Source organism: Enterobacter huaxiensis (assembly GCF_003594935.2).
GTDB lineage: Bacteria > Pseudomonadota > Gammaproteobacteria > Enterobacterales > Enterobacteriaceae > Enterobacter > Enterobacter huaxiensis.
Genome location: NZ_CP043342.1, coordinates 1,164,891 through 1,180,344 on the forward strand (window position 1 = coordinate 1,164,891; position 15,454 = coordinate 1,180,344).

Below are 15,454 nucleotides of genomic sequence, written 5' to 3' on the forward strand. Positions count from 1 at the left end.
ATGTCTGTGAAAGGACTGGAAAGGGCTATTCAGAACCTGAACAGCCTCAGCCGGTTAATCGTTCCTGAGGCAACCGCAAAAGCACTTAACCGGGTGGCCAGCAGAACGATAAGCCAGGGGAGCAAAGCTGTAGCGAAAGAAGCAACAGTTGATGATAACCGGAAAAAGGGGCTCCCGGTTCGTCTGGTCCGCCAGCGTTCCCGTCTGCGCAAGGCCCGTCACGATCGCCCGGTCGCGTCGATAAAAATTAACCGAGGTAATCTTCCTGCGATAAAGCTCGGCACGGCGAGCGTCCGGCTCTCGCGTAAAAAAGGGGCAAAAAACGGAGCGGGCAGCGTCCTTAAAATCGGGCCCTATACCTTTCGTAACGCTTTTATCCAACAGCTTGCGAACGGGCGCTGGCAGGTCATGCGGCGCGTAGGTCAGGCCCGTTATCCGATTGATGTGGTCAAAGTTCCTCTTGAGACACCCCTCACCGTGGCCTTCACCGCTATTTCAAAACGCCTTATTGAAAGCGATATGCCCAAAGAATTTTCCACAGCCCTGAAAAACCAACTGAGGATCCACCTGAAGCGATGAACAGACACAGCGCAATTCGTGCAGCCATTCTGGCAAAACTGAAAGCCGAGATCACCGACACGGTCACCTGGTTTGACGGGCGCCCTGTTTTTCTTGAAGAGCAGGATCTTCCTGCCGTGGCTGTATACCTTTCTGACGCGGAGTACACCGGCGATTCGCTTGACGAAGATTCGTGGCAGGCGGTTGTTCACATCGAGGTATTCCTTAAAGCCTCCAGCCCCGACAGCGCGCTTGATTCCTGGATGGAAGAGAGGGTGTATCCGGCAATGGCCTTCATCCCGGACCTGACCGAACTGGTCGAGACGTTCACCCCGCAGGGTTATGACTATCAGCGGGATGATGAAATGGCCACCTGGGGTTCAGTCGATTTCACGTACTTAATCACCTATTTAATTTAAGAGGTACTTATGCCTACTCCAAACCCGCTGGCCCCCGTGAAAGGTGCCGGTACCACACTCTGGCTATACACCGGAACGGGCAACGCTTTCGCTAACCCACTCTCGGATATCGACTGGAACCGCCTGGCGAAAATTAAAGAGCTGACGCCGGGCGAAATGACCGCCGAATCGTATGACGACACTTACCTCGACGACGAGGATGCCGACTGGAACGCGACGGCTCAGGGGGCAAAATCTGCTGGCGATACCTCGTTCACCCTCGCCTGGAAGCCGGGCGAAGAAGGGCAAAAAGACCTGGTCGCATGGTTTATTGATGGCTCGGTACGCTATTACAAAATCAAATACCCGAACGGTACCGTCGACGTTTTCCGCGGCTGGTGCAGCAGCCTGGGTAAAGCCATTCCGGCAAAAGAGGTCATTACCCGTACAGCGAAAATCACCAATACCGGCAAGCCGGAACTGGCTGAAGAAAGCGGTGCGCCGAATATTTCTGTTACTGGCGTGACCCTTGATAAAGCCACGGCCAGCGTGGCCGCCGGAATGACCACAACGCTCAATGTGACGGTTAATCCTGTCAGCGCCTCTGATGCCTCGTTCCGCGTGGCAACCTCTGATGGGGCTAAAGCGACCGTTACCGTTAGCGGAACTACGATCACCGTGACGGGGGTGGCGGCCGGTACTGCTGACATCATTGTTATGACCAGCGACGGTAATTTCGTTGCGGTCTGCAAAGTCACCGTAACTGCAGCGTAAGGAAGGACGCATGTTTCTGAAAAAAGAGAAGTTCACCTGGCAAACAGAATCCCTGACCATCTTCGAGCTGTCGGCGCTTCAGCGTATTGAGTACATCACGTTTATGGCCGCAGAGGAAAAAGCCGTCAGCGCTGACAGCGATGGCATCAGCGATCAGCAAATGACGGCCAGGCTGATTGGCTCAAATATTCGCTGCGGTGCGCGTTTGATCGCGATGTCTTTGTGGCATAACGATCCGGCTGGCACGGATGTGGAAACGCTTTATCAGCAGGTCCTTAGCGGCTGGCCGCCGGAGGCGATCGGTAAAGCAGAAATGCAAATAAAGCTGCTCTCCGGCATGCTCGTTCCGGTTGATGATGACAGCGTTGCCGATTCAGATGCCTCTGCGGAGGCCGAAAGCGCTGAACCCGTTACGGCGGAAAAGCCCTTGCCAGCGAGCTGAAGTTTGTCCTGAATCTGGCGCGCGAGTTCGGGCGACCCGACTGGCGCGCCATGCTGGCTGGAATGACTTCCAGTGAGCTGGGCGACTGGCACCAGTTCTACCGGGAGCATTATTTTCAGGACGCGCAGCTCGATGCGCATTTCTCAGAGCTGCTTTATTCCATCTCCACTCTTTTCTTCCGCGATCCGGAACTTACCCCCGCACATTTCAGCCTGCTGTCTCCTTCCGGTATCGTCATAAACAATGATGAGCCGGATGATGATTCGCTGATGGCCGCAGCTGAGGGGATAACAGGAGGTATCCGATATGGCCCAGCAGATTAGCGATCTGGTCATCAACCTTGACGTCGACAGCGCCACGTTTAGTGAGCAGGTTGCCCGCATAAAGGGCCAGCTAACCGGGATGGCTGAGGACTCTGAAAAAGCCCAAACGCGAATGCAGCGCGCTTCCGAGCGGCAGGCGGCTGCGTTTAAAACCGTGGGCGACGCTGGCGCGGCGGCTGCCGCAGATATGAAATCCCGCCAGTCGGCCGCAACAGAAGGGCTGACCAAAGACTGGCAGAACGTTTCTAAGTCCGTTGATGAAACTCACCGCCGCGTGACCGAGCTTAATCAGCGCATGCGTGAAAATGACGGGCAGTCCGCAGCGCTTGCCCGCCGACAGGATGAACTGGCGGCATCATTTTTCCGCCAGATTGACGGCGTTCGCCAGCTCAATGGTGAAACACAGTCGCTTGCGAACGTGCAGGCGCGCTTTCGCGCAGCCAGGGCGCAGGGCAATATCACCCAGCAGGATTATCTTGCCCTTATTTCCCGCACCACGGCCCGGCAAAAAGAACTTCAGATCGTGGAGGAAAAATCGGCCGCCGCGCGTACGCGATTCCTCAGCCAGTTGAAGCAACAGGTTGCAGAGCAAAAACTCTCCGGTACCGAGCTGCTGCGCATGAAGGCGGCGCAGGTTGGTGCCAGCGATGCGGCTGAAGTCTATATCCGCAAGCTCGAAGCTGCCAAAGTTGCCACGCACGGCCTGGGGCTGCAAAGTGCTGCCGCACGGCAGGAGCTGGGGATACTGATCGGCGAGGTCATGCGCGGTAACTTTGGCGCGCTGCGCGGATCCGGGATCACGCTGGCCAACCGGGCAGGGTGGATAGACCAGCTTCTGTCGCTGCGCGGTCTTGGGATCGCCGGCATGGTCGGAGGGATTGCCGCGGCGGTATTCGGGCTTGGTAAAGCCTGGTATGACGGCAGCAAAGAGTCTGAGGAATTTAACAGGCAGCTGATCCTGACCGGGAACTACGCGGGGAAAACGTCAGGGCAGCTGCAGGCGCTGGCGCGCTCGCTGGCAGGTAATGGCATCACGCAGCATGCCGCTGCAGGCGTGCTGGCGCAGGTCGTTGGCAGCGGCGCGTTCAGCGGTAATGACGTCAGCATGGTCAGCAATGTTGCCGCCAGGCTGCAGCAGGCTACCGGGCAGGCCGTTGACGAAACCATAAATCAGTTTAAACGCCTGAAGGATGATCCGGTTAACGCGGTCGCGACGCTCAATGATTCCCTGCACTTTCTGACGGCCACCCAGTATGAACAGATTGCCTCTGCTCAGGCGCTGGGGGATTCGCAAAAGGCCGCCGAGCTGGCCATGAGGGCATATTCCGACGCGGTCATTCAGCGTGCCGGTGCGGTCGAGGATAATCTCGGAACCCTCGAAAAAGCCTGGAACTGGGTGAAAAGTGCCGCCTCCGGTGCGTGGGATGCAATGCTGGGCGTTGGGCGTAATCCTGACACCGCGATGAAGCGCCAGGACTCTTTTGCTGAATGGCAGGCAGCAGAGAAAGAGTACCGCGCGCTTTCCAGCAATCTTAAGGTCGACCCGGATTATGCCGGTAACAACGTTCTGCAAAAAGCTGATGCGGAAAGACTGAGAAACGCGCGCCAGCAGGTGGAGCTGAAAAAACAGGCTTACGATCTTGCCGATCAGCAATACGCCCAGGAAGGGCTGGCAGCCGCGCGGGAAAAAATGCGAACGGACCAGCAGGCTCAGGCAATCCGCAGCCAGCAGCAGTTCAACCAGCTGGTGGAGTCCGGCGCGACGGCGGCAGAAAAGCGTGCTTCAGCAGAGAAAAAGCTCAGTCAGCTTATTGAGAAAAACCGCCAGGATGCGAAAGACGGTGTCGCCACGCTGTGGACTGAAAAGGACATTGCCGCAGCTCGCGCCGGGATTGAAAAGCAGTGGAAGGATCCCAAAACGCCGAAAGGCAAAAGCTACTCAACGCCCGCCGGGGACAAAGCCGAGGAAAAGGCGCAGGCCGAACTTCTTACCCTTCAGGCCCAGCTTAAAACGCTTGAGCAGCATACCAGCGTGAACGACGTCATAAGCAAACAGCGTCAGGATCTCTGGCAGACTGAAAATCAGTTCACCGTTCTGCAGGAGGCCGCGGGGCGTCGTCAGCTTACGGCGCAGGAAAAATCCCTGCTGGCGCACAAGGAAGAAACGCTCGAGTACAAGCGGCAGCTGGCCGACCTGGGCGATAAGGTTGCCAGCCAGCAGAAGCTCAATCAGCTGGCCGATCAGGCCGTGAAGTTTGAGCAGCAACAAAAAGCCGCGAGGGCGGGTTTGAAGGCTCAGTCTGAGGGTGTTTCCAGCCGACAGGCCGGGAGAGAATCAACCTTAGAGCGTCTCAGCGAAACCTATGCCTACAATCCGGCAGCGCAGAAAAAGGTGCTTGAAGATCAAAGGGCAACTTTTGCGGATGAAGATGCCCTTCGCGCGAACTGGCTGGCCGGAGCTAAGCAGGGCTGGGCTGAATATCAGGATTCAGCAACAAACGTTTTCAGCTCGGTACAGCAAATTTCTCAGGCCACATTCACCGGGCTGGCGGGCCAGCTCACCAGCCTTGTGACAACCGGCAAAGCCAGCTTCAGGGACTTCACCACCTCGATCCTCAAAATGATAGTAAACGTTATTAACCAGCTTCTGGTGGCTTATGCCATCCAGAGTGCAATGGGCTGGATAAGTAGCGGAACTAATACGGCCTCTGCAGGACAGTCATTCGCGGTACCGTCTTTCCGGCCCCCTGGCTACGACGTGGGTGGTTACACAGGGCATGGTGGAAAGTATGAGCCTGCCGGTGTTGTCCACCGGGGAGAGTTCGTCTTCACCAAAGAGTCAACCAGCCGTATTGGTGTAAGCAACCTTTATCGGCTTATGCGTGGGTACGCCACGGGCGGTCTGGTAGGGGGGGGTAATGCAGCTGCTGGTATGGGGGGCGTGAGTGTTTACGCTCCTGTTTCAGTTACAACCGGACAATCCAGCGACCAGAAGCAGCAACAAAATGGTGGTGCACTCGCTCAGGCTTACCAGAAAGTGGTCGATCGCTCTGTGCGGGATGGGATAGCCCGTGAAATAAGACCTGGTGGGATTATCTGGAATGCTAATAAACAGAGGTAACTAATGGCCATAGAGCATTTTGGCTGGCGCATTCAGGCCGCCAGTCAGCCGACGCTGAGCAGTAAAGACACCATCAGAACGGCACAGTTTGGCGATGGGTATAAACAGGTGAGCGGGTCGGGTCTGAACGATGAGGTGTTGAATTATGCCTTCTCTTTTACCGGCGATCCGGTTACAGCCAGGGAGATTCATGCCTTCCTCCGGAGACATAAAACAACATCGTTCTCGTTCACTCCGCCAGGCGGTGAGTTGACGTTGTGGCGCGTAGAGGCAGACAGCCTGCAGCGAGTCACACTGAATAAAAAAGTTGAAACCGTTACTGCAACTTTCGAACAGGCATTCAAACCATGAGCTTAAACGCAGATTATCAAAAGCTGGAGCCCGGCAGTGAGGTAAGGCTCTTTGAAGTGGACGGAAGTGCTTTTGGGGTGGGTGAGATTTTACGATTCCACGCCTACAACATTCCTCATACTGAACAGGAGATTCTCGCAGCAGGCGGAGATGAAACCAAACTTCCTGCCAAAAGTATCTGGTGGCAGGGGGAAGAGTACTCGGCCTGGCCGTGCCAGATTGAAGGTATAGAGACGTCAACGGATGGCAACTCAGCCCAGCCGAAGCTTTCAGTTGCCAACCTGGATAGTTCGATCACCGCATTATGTCTTGCCTATGATGACCTGCTGCAGGCTAAGGTGACGATCCATGACACGCTGGCAAAATACCTTGATACGCAGAACTTTCCAGACGGCAATGCTACGGCAGACCCTACGCAGGAAAAGCTTAAGGTGTTCTACATCGATGCCAAAAGCAGTGAGACGAACGAGATTGTGGAATTTACGCTTTCCAGCCCGATGGACTTGCAGGAGCTGATGATTCCAACACGCCAGCTGCATTCTCTGTGTACCTGGTGCATCCGGAACAAATATCGAACCGGCGACGGCTGTGATTATGTCGGAACGCGCTATTTCGATAAGCACAATAATCCGGTTGACGATCCTTCGAAGGATGAATGCAACGGAACGCTGTCTGCCTGCAAACTTCGACATGGAGATGCTAACGAACTGCCGTTTGGTGGCTTCCCGGGCACGTCTTTGATCAGGAGTTGATATGCGTCAGAAAACCATCGATGCGATTATGGCACATGCTGCCGCTGAATATCCTCGTGAGTGTTGCGGCGTGGTGGCGCAGAAAAGCCGCGTTGAACGTTATTTCCCGTGCCGGAATCTTGCCGCGGCGCCGGAGGACAATTTTGCCCTTTGCCCCGAAGACTATGCAGCTGCTGAGGACTGGGGAACGGTGATCGCCATCGCACACAGCCACCCTGACGCTACGACGCAACCAAGCGAACTGGATAAAGCGCAATGCGATGCAACGCTTTTACCCTGGCACATCGTAAGCTGGCCGGAGGGGGATTTACGCACCATCCAGCCGCGCGGAGAATTGCCGCTGCTGGAGCGTCCGTTTTTGCTTGGCCACTTCGACTGCTGGGGGCTGATAATGAGCTATTTCCGGCAAACGCATGGTATCGAGCTCCATGATTATCGGGTGGATTATCCCTGGTGGGAAAGCGACTATTCTGACAACTTTTATCAGGATTGCTGGTATGAGTGCGGATTCCGTGAATTCGACGGGCCACCGAAACCCGGCGATATGGTGATCATGCAGGTCCAGGCTGATAAGTGGAATCACGCGGGAATTCTTCTGGAGGGCAATATGCTGCTGCACCATCTGTACGGACATCTGAGCCAGCGCGTGCCGTATGGTGGCTACTGGCAGGAAAGAACGATGAAGATTCTCCGTTACAAATCTCTGTGATAACCTTTTGTAAAAACCAGAGGGGATAGGGATATGAAAAGAATATTAATTTTAGCCACCATATTCATGGTTGCTGGTTGCGCTACTAAGCCGGTAACAAATGAGCAAGCACAAGATGTTCCAGCAAAACAGGTCATCAATAATACACTATTAGTTAAGAAAGAAGGCGCAGGAAAGGTAATTATCAAACGTGACTCTGGTTTTATGGGCAGTGCATGCATGACAAGAGTTTATGTTGATGGAAAGGAAATCGCGGACTTAGACACTGCTCAAAAGGTAACTCTCTATCCAAAAGTTGGAGATCATATCTTTAGCGCTTGGCCTAAAGGGATGTGTGGCGGAGGCATGAGTGAGCAGTCAGGTAAGGTGACCGAAGACAATGTGCTTATGTTCAGGATTGGATACGGAACTAATGGTGATTTTGGTATATACCCCACAGCTTTTTAATTAAAATAAACATTTAAAACCTCGCTACGGCGGGGTTTTTTATTATGAGAGGTAAGAATGTCTGAAATAATGACTCGAATTGAACTTGGTGGTGCACCGGGTAAAATATTCGGTAAAACTCATCAGCGGTTAATCAATAAGGTATCGGAAGCCGGGACGGCTCTAGCGAAAACAATTCCTGGGTTTGAAAGCTATATGATCAATAGTCAGCGCCGAGGGTTAACTTTTGCAGTTTTTAAAGGAAAGAAAAACATAGGTATAGATGATTTGGGATTTCCTGTCACTGGTGAAGTGATAAGAATTGTACCAGTAATCATTGGAAGTAAAAAAGCAGGGCTACTTCAAACGATATTAGGAGCTGTTATTGTGGCAGTGGGGGCTATTGCAACTTTCGGGTTCGCCCAAACCTGGGGGGTTAACGTAATGATTGCCGGGGGAGCCATGATCGCTGGTGGAGTTGTTCAAATGCTATCGCCTCAGCCTACAGGGTTAGCTAGCAAACAAAGCGCAGATAACCGTGCATCGTATGCGTTCGGCGGTGTGACAAACACCGCCGCGCAGGGGTACCCGGTACCGCTCCTTTATGGCCGCCGGCGAATAGGCGGAGCGATTATTTCTGCCGGAATTTATGTCGAAGATCAGCAGTAGATAATTAACTTTTTTCAGGCCACCTTCGGGTGGCTTTTTTATGGGCGCAATATGGCTACAGATAAAGTGTTAAAAGGCCGCAAGGGCGGCAGCTCCAGTTCACGAACCCCTACCGAACAGCCTGATGATCTGCAATCTGTAGCGAAGGCAAAAATCCTCATTGCGCTTGGGGAAGGGGAGTTTGCAGGACAGCTAACCGACAAAGATATCTACCTGGACGGAACGGCGCTGGAGAATGCTGACGGCTCCCAAAACTTCAGTGGCGTTTCGTGGGAATTTCGCGCAGGGACTCAGGCCCAGAAGTACATTCAGGGTATTCCCGGTACCGAAAACGAAATCAGCGTGGGAACTGAGGTGTCAAGTTCCACAGCCTGGACGCGCACGTTTACCAATACGCAGCTTTCAGCAATTCGCCTGCGCCTGAAATGGTCCTCGCTTTTCAAGCAGGAGGACGACGGCGATCTGGTCGGTTACTCTGTTAATTATGCGATTGACCTGCAGACTGACGGCGGCGCATGGCAGACGGTACTCAATACAAGTGTGACCGGAAAAACGACGTCTGGTTACGAGCGCAGCCACCGTATCGATTTACCGCAGGCTGGCAGCACCTGGACAATCAGACTGCGTAAGATTACTTCTGATGCCAACAGCGCGAAGATCGGCGACACGATGACGCTGCAGAGCTTCACTGAGGTGGTTGACGCCAAGTTACGCTATCCCAACACAGCGCTACTCTACATCGAATTCGATTCCAGCCAGTTTAACGGCTCAATCCCGCAGATATCCTGCGAACCACGCGGCCGCGTTATCCGCGTTCCTGATACTTACGACCCCGAAACCCGCACCTATAGTGGTACATGGACCGGGGCGTTCAAGTGGGCGTGGACAGATAATCCAGCCTGGATTTTTTACGATCTGGTTGTCACCGACCGTTTCGGACTGGGTGATCGTCTTACTGCTGCGAATATTGATAAATGGACGCTTTATCAAGTGGCGCAATATTGTGATCAGCAGGTGCCCGACGGTAAAGGCGGTAGCGGCACAGAGCCGCGCTATATCTGTAATGTATACGTTCAGGAAAGAAACGACGCCTATACAGTGCTGAGGGACTTTGCTGCCATATTCAGGGGGATGACGTACTGGGGCGGAGATCAGATTGTAGCACTGGCGGATATGCCCCGCGATGTGGACTTCAGCTACACACGTGCGAACGTTATTGATGGGCGGTTTAATTATGCGAGCAGCACGTCAAAAACACGATATACATCTGCGCTTGTATCATGGTCCGATCCGGACAATGCCTATGCAGATGCGATGGAGCCAGTTTTTGAGCAGGCACTTGTGGCGCGTTACCGAGGGTTTAACCAGCTCGAAATGACAGCCATCGGTTGTACCCGACAGTCGGAGGCGAACAGGAAAGGGCGCTGGGGGATTCTGACAAACAATAAGGATCGCGTGGTTTCGTTTGATGTTGGGCTTGACGGAAACATTCCGCAGCCGGGCTACATCATTGCCGTGGCAGACGAGCTGCTTTCCGGAAAGGTTATGGGCGGCCGCATCAGCGCCGTTAACGGTCGCGTTATCAAACTTGACCGCGTGGCAGATGCAGCAGCGGGTGACCGCCTTATTCTCAACCTACCCTCCGGAGCGTCGCAGAGCAGGACCATTCAGGCTGTGAACGGGGAATCAGTCACAGTCACCACGGCATACAGTGAAACGCCACAAACCGAAGCTGTTTGGGTGGTTGACTCGGACGAGCTCTATGCGCAGCAGTATCGTGTTGTCAGCGTCTCTGATAACGGGGATGGTACTTTCTCAATCACCGGCGCGTCGCACGACCCGGATAAATATGCCCGTATCGATACCGGAGCCATCATTGACCAGCGGCCGGTGAGCGTGATCCCGCCGGGCAACCAGTCGCCGCCTGCGAACATCGTGATCAGCTCGTTTTCTGTGGTGCAGCAAAATATCAGCGTCGAAACGATGCGCGTGAGCTGGGACCAGGCGCAGAACGCTATCGCCTATGAAGCGCAATGGCGCCGCAACGACGGAAACTGGGTTAACGTGCCGCGCAGCTCCACCACGTCATTCGACGTCCCCGGGATTTATGCAGGGCGCTACCTGGTGCGCGTGCGCGCAATCAATGCCGCAGAAATCTCGTCCGGATGGGGCTATTCAGAAGAGAAAACGCTGACGGGGAAAGTGGGCAACCCACCGAAGCCGGTTGGCTTCATCGCTTCTGAAAACGTGGTATTCGGTATCGAGCTGAACTGGGGATTCCCGGCTAATACCGACGACACGCTGAAGACGGAAATTCAGTACAGCCTGACCGGTACCGAGGACGATGCGATGCTGCTGGCCGATGTGCCTTATCCGCAGCGCAAATATCAGCAGATGGGCCTTAAGGCTGGGCAGATTTTCTGGTACCGCGCGCAGCTGGTGGACCGCAGCGGCAACGAATCAGGGTACACAGAATGGGTGCGAGGACAGGCCAGCATCGATGTTTCCGACATCACAGATGTGATCCTGGAGGAAATTAAAGACTCCGATACGTTCAAAGACCTGATCGAGAACGCGGTGGACAGCAATGAAAAAATTGCTGGCATGGCTGACGACATCAAACAGGCCAACGATGAACTTGAGCTGCAGGCGCTGGCCATCAAAGAAAATGCTGACGGGCTGGCCCAGGCCGAAGTTAAGATTGATGAAATTTCTGTCTCTATGGACGGCATGACGGGCGGGGTGAAGAACTCAGCCATTGCCATTATCCAGAACGGGCTGGCGCAGGTGGCCACGCGTAAAAGGCTATCCGCAACGGTCGCCGGTAACAGTGCGCAGCTGGATCGTATTGATGAGGTAATCGTTAACGAGAAGGAGGCAACGGCGCGCTCGCTGCTGAGCCTGCAGACGGACGTCAACGGTAACAAGGCATCCATCAACAGCCTGAATCAGACGTTCTCCGACTATCAGCAGGCTACGGCCACGCAGATAAACGGCATAACGGCGACGGTGAACGGGCATACCTCAGCCATTACAACTAACGCTCAGGCGATAGCGAACGTAAATGGCGACCTGAGCGCGATGTACAACATCAAGGTTGGCGTCTCCAGCAACGGGCAGTATTACGCCGCGGGGATGGGGATCGGCGTTGAGAATACGCCATCCGGCATGCAGTCGCAGGTTATCTTCCTGGCTGACCGTTTCGCGGTGACTCACCAGGCCGGAGCGACCGTTACGCTTCCGTTCGTTATTCAGAACGGGCAAACGATAATCCGGGACACAGTCATTGGTGATGGGACAATCAGCAACCTAAAAATCGGCAGCTACATCCAGTCGACAACCTGGGACGGGACAGGGAACGTTGGCTGGCATATCAACAAATCCGGTTATGCAACATTCAATAATGTGACCATCCGTGGAACTGTGTATGCAACCAATGGGAGTTTTACCGGAGAGATAAATGCAACGAGTGGAAAATTCAAAGGCACGGTTGAGGCAACAAGTTTCATTGGCGACGTAGCTAACGGTTATGTGTTTGCAGATACGGAAATGACTGCGGGAAATACCGATACAAAAAGGTCGTTCAGATATACTGACAGCACTACAGGCTCCCTGGACAAACAAGTACTCGTTATGTGTATGATTGATTCATATCGTCCAGCTACAGCAGGCACTGCGAGAGTAACGGTCACTATCGCAGGTGCATCTAAACAGTTTGTCGTTCAGTTAAGTAATCAAGGGGTTTCTGCATACAGCACAACAGATTGCTCAGCAATTATATTTTCTGTAAGAACATCAGCCAGAGTAGTTGATTGCTCTATTGTTGCGAGGGCTGAAGGTGGTGGCGTATCAATTAAATCGCCTGCGATGTTAATTATGCGAGGCACCGGTTCGTTTACACAGTTGTAATTACGATAATGAATTTACTGTTCTCAAACCCGCTATTTGGCGGGTTTTTTATTGTCTGGAGAAAATATGCTTTATAACACTGGAACTATAGCCATTAACGGAAATACTGCAACTGGCACCGGCACGAACTGGACAGCACCAGCCAGCCAGGTCCGCGCTGGCCAGACGATTATCGTGATGTCTAACCCGGTACAGCTGTTCCAGATTTCAACCGTGAACAGCGCCACGTCAATGACAGTTACGCCTAGCGCTTCCCCGGCGCTGAGCGGCCAGAAGTATGGAATCCTTGTGTCAGACAATATCTCGGTCGACGGCCTTGCGCAGGCCATGTCACAGCTCATCAAAGAGTACGACGAGAATATTGGCGCGTGGGAGACGTTCGCCACCACCTCGGCGAACCAGAGCATCACCGTTACTATCAACGGCAGCCCTGTAACGATCCCCGGAATCGGTAAACTTGCGCAGAAAGGGAGCAATGGTGCGCTTGCAATCGCCGACGGCGGGACCGGGGCAACGAAGGCAGAAGACGCTCGCACAAACCTCGGTTTAGGAGATACCAATACAGCGAACTTCGCAAGCCTCGAAATTGGTGCCAAAAAAGCCTCTACTGCCAGCTACGTTGATTTCCATTTCTTGGGCACTAATGACTATGACGCGCGCATCCTGTGCGGCGGCAACTCTAATGGTGCGATAGGGAAAGGAGACTTCACATTCTACGGCGGAAAATACGTTTTCATTGGCGACAGCTTCGAATTTCGTAACCCTATTACCTGTCAGAACAGCATTAGCGCCTCTGCAAAAATTGCGACCACTTCTGATATGGAGTGCAAAACTAAAATTGCTGTTTTAGCTTCAGCTGACAATCAAAATGCCCACCTGTGGTTTTATGGTACCGGAGGGGCATCCAGGGGGGTAATTTATTCCAGCCAAACAGGAATTATTCAGATCCGACCTGACAACAATGATAATGGCGGCTCTAACGGTTACTCGTTTGCATTTGGAGCCGATGGTAAGTTTACCTGTGTCACGATGAATCAGACCTCGGATGAGCGAGTAAAATTCGATAAAGAGCCCATCAGTAACGCTCTTGATAAGATTTGTTCCCTGACGGGTTATACGTTCGGCATCCAACTGACTGAATCGGAATCGGTGCACAGCGCAGGCATTATCGCTCAGGATTTAGAAAAAGTGTTGCCCGTTGCTGTGAGTTCTGGCGCAAACGGCATTACTCCGACCGGAGAAGAGATTAACGATCTCAAAACCGTGGACTACAGCGCAATGAGCGCACTGTATGTTGAGGCCATGAAGGAGCTGGCCAACCGGGTAAAAAGCATAGAGAGTGAGCTTGCCGGACTCAAAGCCCGATCCGCGATATAGTGTATTAGCTCAGACTTGACCTGACAGTTTTATCTGGCAGCAGACTATCAAATCTGACAGTCTGCTTTGAGCGATGAGCGGATGTTAATTTGGGGTTGTACGCCGGAACCGCCGAAAATTCCGTGACGAATAATTTTTGCGGTTGTCTGCCTGTACGTAAGACCGCCGTCAACCGGACAGTAAAGAAATGGCCGTTTGGAACGAAAAATCACTGACCGCAGCGTCTCACATAGCTGGTAGGGATAAATTCTCACTCACGGCACCATAAACGTACACGTCAGCACATGCAAAACATGCTTCAAAATTCGACTAATTCACTGCGCCAGTAATTTCGGCGGTTCCTGCAAAGAACCCCTATATTATGCGAATTGTTAATTAACACTGAGCAGCATTATTTTTCCTGTGTATCATCATTCAAATCTGGTGCAGTCCGAAGTACATTCGTGAAGTTGAGAAGCATTTTTTTTGTGCCAAAAGTGAACATCTCAGAGATTTCAGATGAAATGCTATCCCAAATAAAAATGATATGCCTCAAATACTCAACAACTCCAGGCCGGTTCAATGTACCTTCGATAAGATAATGTTCAGGAATACCCTCCATTATTCCAGTCTTTCTTATCCAGAACAGTCCAACCCTGTTGGCCGATTCAACACCTGCAAGCACATAACTACGACGTTGATCTGTGTTTGTAATAGAAAGTATTTCAAAAATTAAAGGCACGATCATTTCAAGCCTTACGAATGGCCTAGGATGTGTACCAACTGGTTCTGTTTGAACCTCATAAAATTTTTCGCCTTGAAAACGGTGTAACATTAATGATATACCACATGTCAAAAAGCAAATTGCCAATTCGCAATTTTCATTAATGGCAAGTTGTCGAACAATTTCTACTACACACATGTATGTGGAAAAATAATCGGCTGCAAGTTCAGTTGCGTGCCAAATGGCAGATGCATCGTTATTGTCTGATGATAAATTATTTAAGTGAATTTCAGACATTACATTAATATCGGAGCTATACCTGTTCCTTATAAATAAATGACCCTGAGTTAAGTGTCCTAACTCATGAAAAAAAACCCATGTCAAACCTGCTAGAAAAATGTTTTTAGTGAAATTAGTTTTATCCCACTCATCTCTTAATGTGGTAAAGTTGGTTTGCCCGTTAAACCACATATCATAAGCTTCGTCATCTTTACCCGAGTGAACATAATCTACAAAAGCAGCAGCATCATCATATAATGATCGGATTAATTTATATGTGATTGATATAGCATGCCTTGGTGGTTCATCACGCTCTGAGTAAACTAAAGCTCTTGCGTTCACAATATCTGTAGTTTCAAATTGTAAAGCGAGACTGCCATTAATTTCTTTATAGTAATGATCATTCAAATCTTCAGTAATAGAAGACAAAACACTTGTAGCCCAGTTGTATAGCGCGATACTTTCCATTTGGCACCATTAGAAAATTTGTTATGTATTTCTATTTTTTGAAAAATCACTTTTTAAAAAGTGGCCATATGCATAACTGAAAACTGCGTTGTCACTGTCAAAATCATTTGACGTTATGGCTTCCCATCCCCTCAACCACTTGTGCCTAATGCGCCACTTATGGGGTCCGCTTGGAAAACGGAAAATAGCCTACGT

At 51.9% G+C, this 15,454-nt stretch carries 14 protein-coding genes; 13 read left to right on the forward strand and 1 reads right to left on the reverse strand.

Going from position 1 to position 15,454, the window contains the following annotated elements; genetic code table 11:
* The 13 genes from D5067_RS05660 (at window position 1) to D5067_RS05720 (ending at window position 13,809) form a co-directional block, all read left to right on the forward strand.
* Window positions 1-579, forward strand: coding sequence for a phage tail protein (locus D5067_RS05660; protein WP_119935897.1), 579 nt, complete (start codon window positions 1-3; stop codon window positions 577-579).
* On the forward strand, window positions 576-977 hold the full coding sequence (locus D5067_RS05665; protein WP_119935896.1) for a phage minor tail U family protein: 402 nt from the start codon (window positions 576-578) through the stop codon (window positions 975-977). Before D5067_RS05660 ends, D5067_RS05665 begins: the two co-directional genes overlap by 4 nt.
* 9 nt (window positions 978-986) lie before the next feature.
* A complete protein-coding gene (locus D5067_RS05670) occupies window positions 987-1,730 on the forward strand; it encodes a phage tail protein (RefSeq protein ID WP_112000960.1) in 744 nt (247 codons plus the stop codon).
* Between the two features lie 10 nt (window positions 1,731-1,740).
* A complete protein-coding gene (gpG, locus tag D5067_RS05675) occupies window positions 1,741-2,172 on the forward strand; it encodes a phage tail assembly chaperone G (protein ID WP_119935895.1) in 432 nt (143 codons plus the stop codon).
* Between the two features lie 50 nt (window positions 2,173-2,222).
* On the forward strand, window positions 2,223-2,495 hold the full coding sequence (locus D5067_RS05680) for a phage tail assembly protein T (RefSeq protein WP_235843270.1): 273 nt from the start codon (window positions 2,223-2,225) through the stop codon (window positions 2,493-2,495).
* The gene (locus tag D5067_RS05685) at window positions 2,479-5,616 is read left to right on the forward strand and encodes a phage tail tape measure protein (protein ID WP_119935893.1); all 3,138 of its coding nucleotides are present in this window, start codon (window positions 2,479-2,481) and stop codon (window positions 5,614-5,616) included. Before D5067_RS05680 ends, D5067_RS05685 begins: the two co-directional genes overlap by 17 nt.
* 3 nt (window positions 5,617-5,619) lie before the next feature.
* Window positions 5,620-5,967: a phage tail protein gene (locus D5067_RS05690; RefSeq protein WP_119935892.1), complete on the forward strand. Its 348-nt coding sequence runs from the start codon at window positions 5,620-5,622 to the stop codon at window positions 5,965-5,967.
* Window positions 5,964-6,719 (forward strand): phage minor tail protein L, encoded by a 756-nt coding sequence (locus D5067_RS05695; RefSeq protein WP_119935891.1) that lies wholly within the window; start codon window positions 5,964-5,966, stop codon window positions 6,717-6,719. Before D5067_RS05690 ends, D5067_RS05695 begins: the two co-directional genes overlap by 4 nt.
* 1 nt (window position 6,720) lies before the next feature.
* Complete coding sequence (locus tag D5067_RS05700) at window positions 6,721-7,428, forward strand: C40 family peptidase (RefSeq protein ID WP_119935890.1); 708 nt, start codon at window positions 6,721-6,723, stop codon at window positions 7,426-7,428.
* A gap of 33 nt (window positions 7,429-7,461) precedes the next feature.
* Window positions 7,462-7,875: a hypothetical protein gene (locus D5067_RS05705; RefSeq protein WP_119935889.1), complete on the forward strand. Its 414-nt coding sequence runs from the start codon at window positions 7,462-7,464 to the stop codon at window positions 7,873-7,875.
* A gap of 57 nt (window positions 7,876-7,932) precedes the next feature.
* Window positions 7,933-8,523, forward strand: coding sequence for a tail assembly protein (locus D5067_RS05710; RefSeq protein ID WP_119935888.1), 591 nt, complete (start codon window positions 7,933-7,935; stop codon window positions 8,521-8,523).
* Window positions 8,524-8,574: 51 nt separating this feature from the next.
* Window positions 8,575-12,432 (forward strand): TipJ family phage tail tip protein, encoded by a 3,858-nt coding sequence (locus D5067_RS05715; RefSeq protein WP_243544820.1) that lies wholly within the window; start codon window positions 8,575-8,577, stop codon window positions 12,430-12,432.
* Window positions 12,433-12,498: 66 nt separating this feature from the next.
* Complete coding sequence (locus tag D5067_RS05720) at window positions 12,499-13,809, forward strand: tail fiber domain-containing protein (protein ID WP_119938495.1); 1,311 nt, start codon at window positions 12,499-12,501, stop codon at window positions 13,807-13,809.
* A gap of 391 nt (window positions 13,810-14,200) precedes the next feature.
* Here the strand turns inward: D5067_RS05720 and D5067_RS05725 are convergent, their stop codons facing one another.
* Complete coding sequence (locus D5067_RS05725) at window positions 14,201-15,259, reverse strand: phage exclusion protein Lit family protein (RefSeq protein WP_133302845.1); 1,059 nt, start codon at window positions 15,257-15,259, stop codon at window positions 14,201-14,203.
* Window positions 15,260-15,454: the final 195 nt, after the last annotated feature.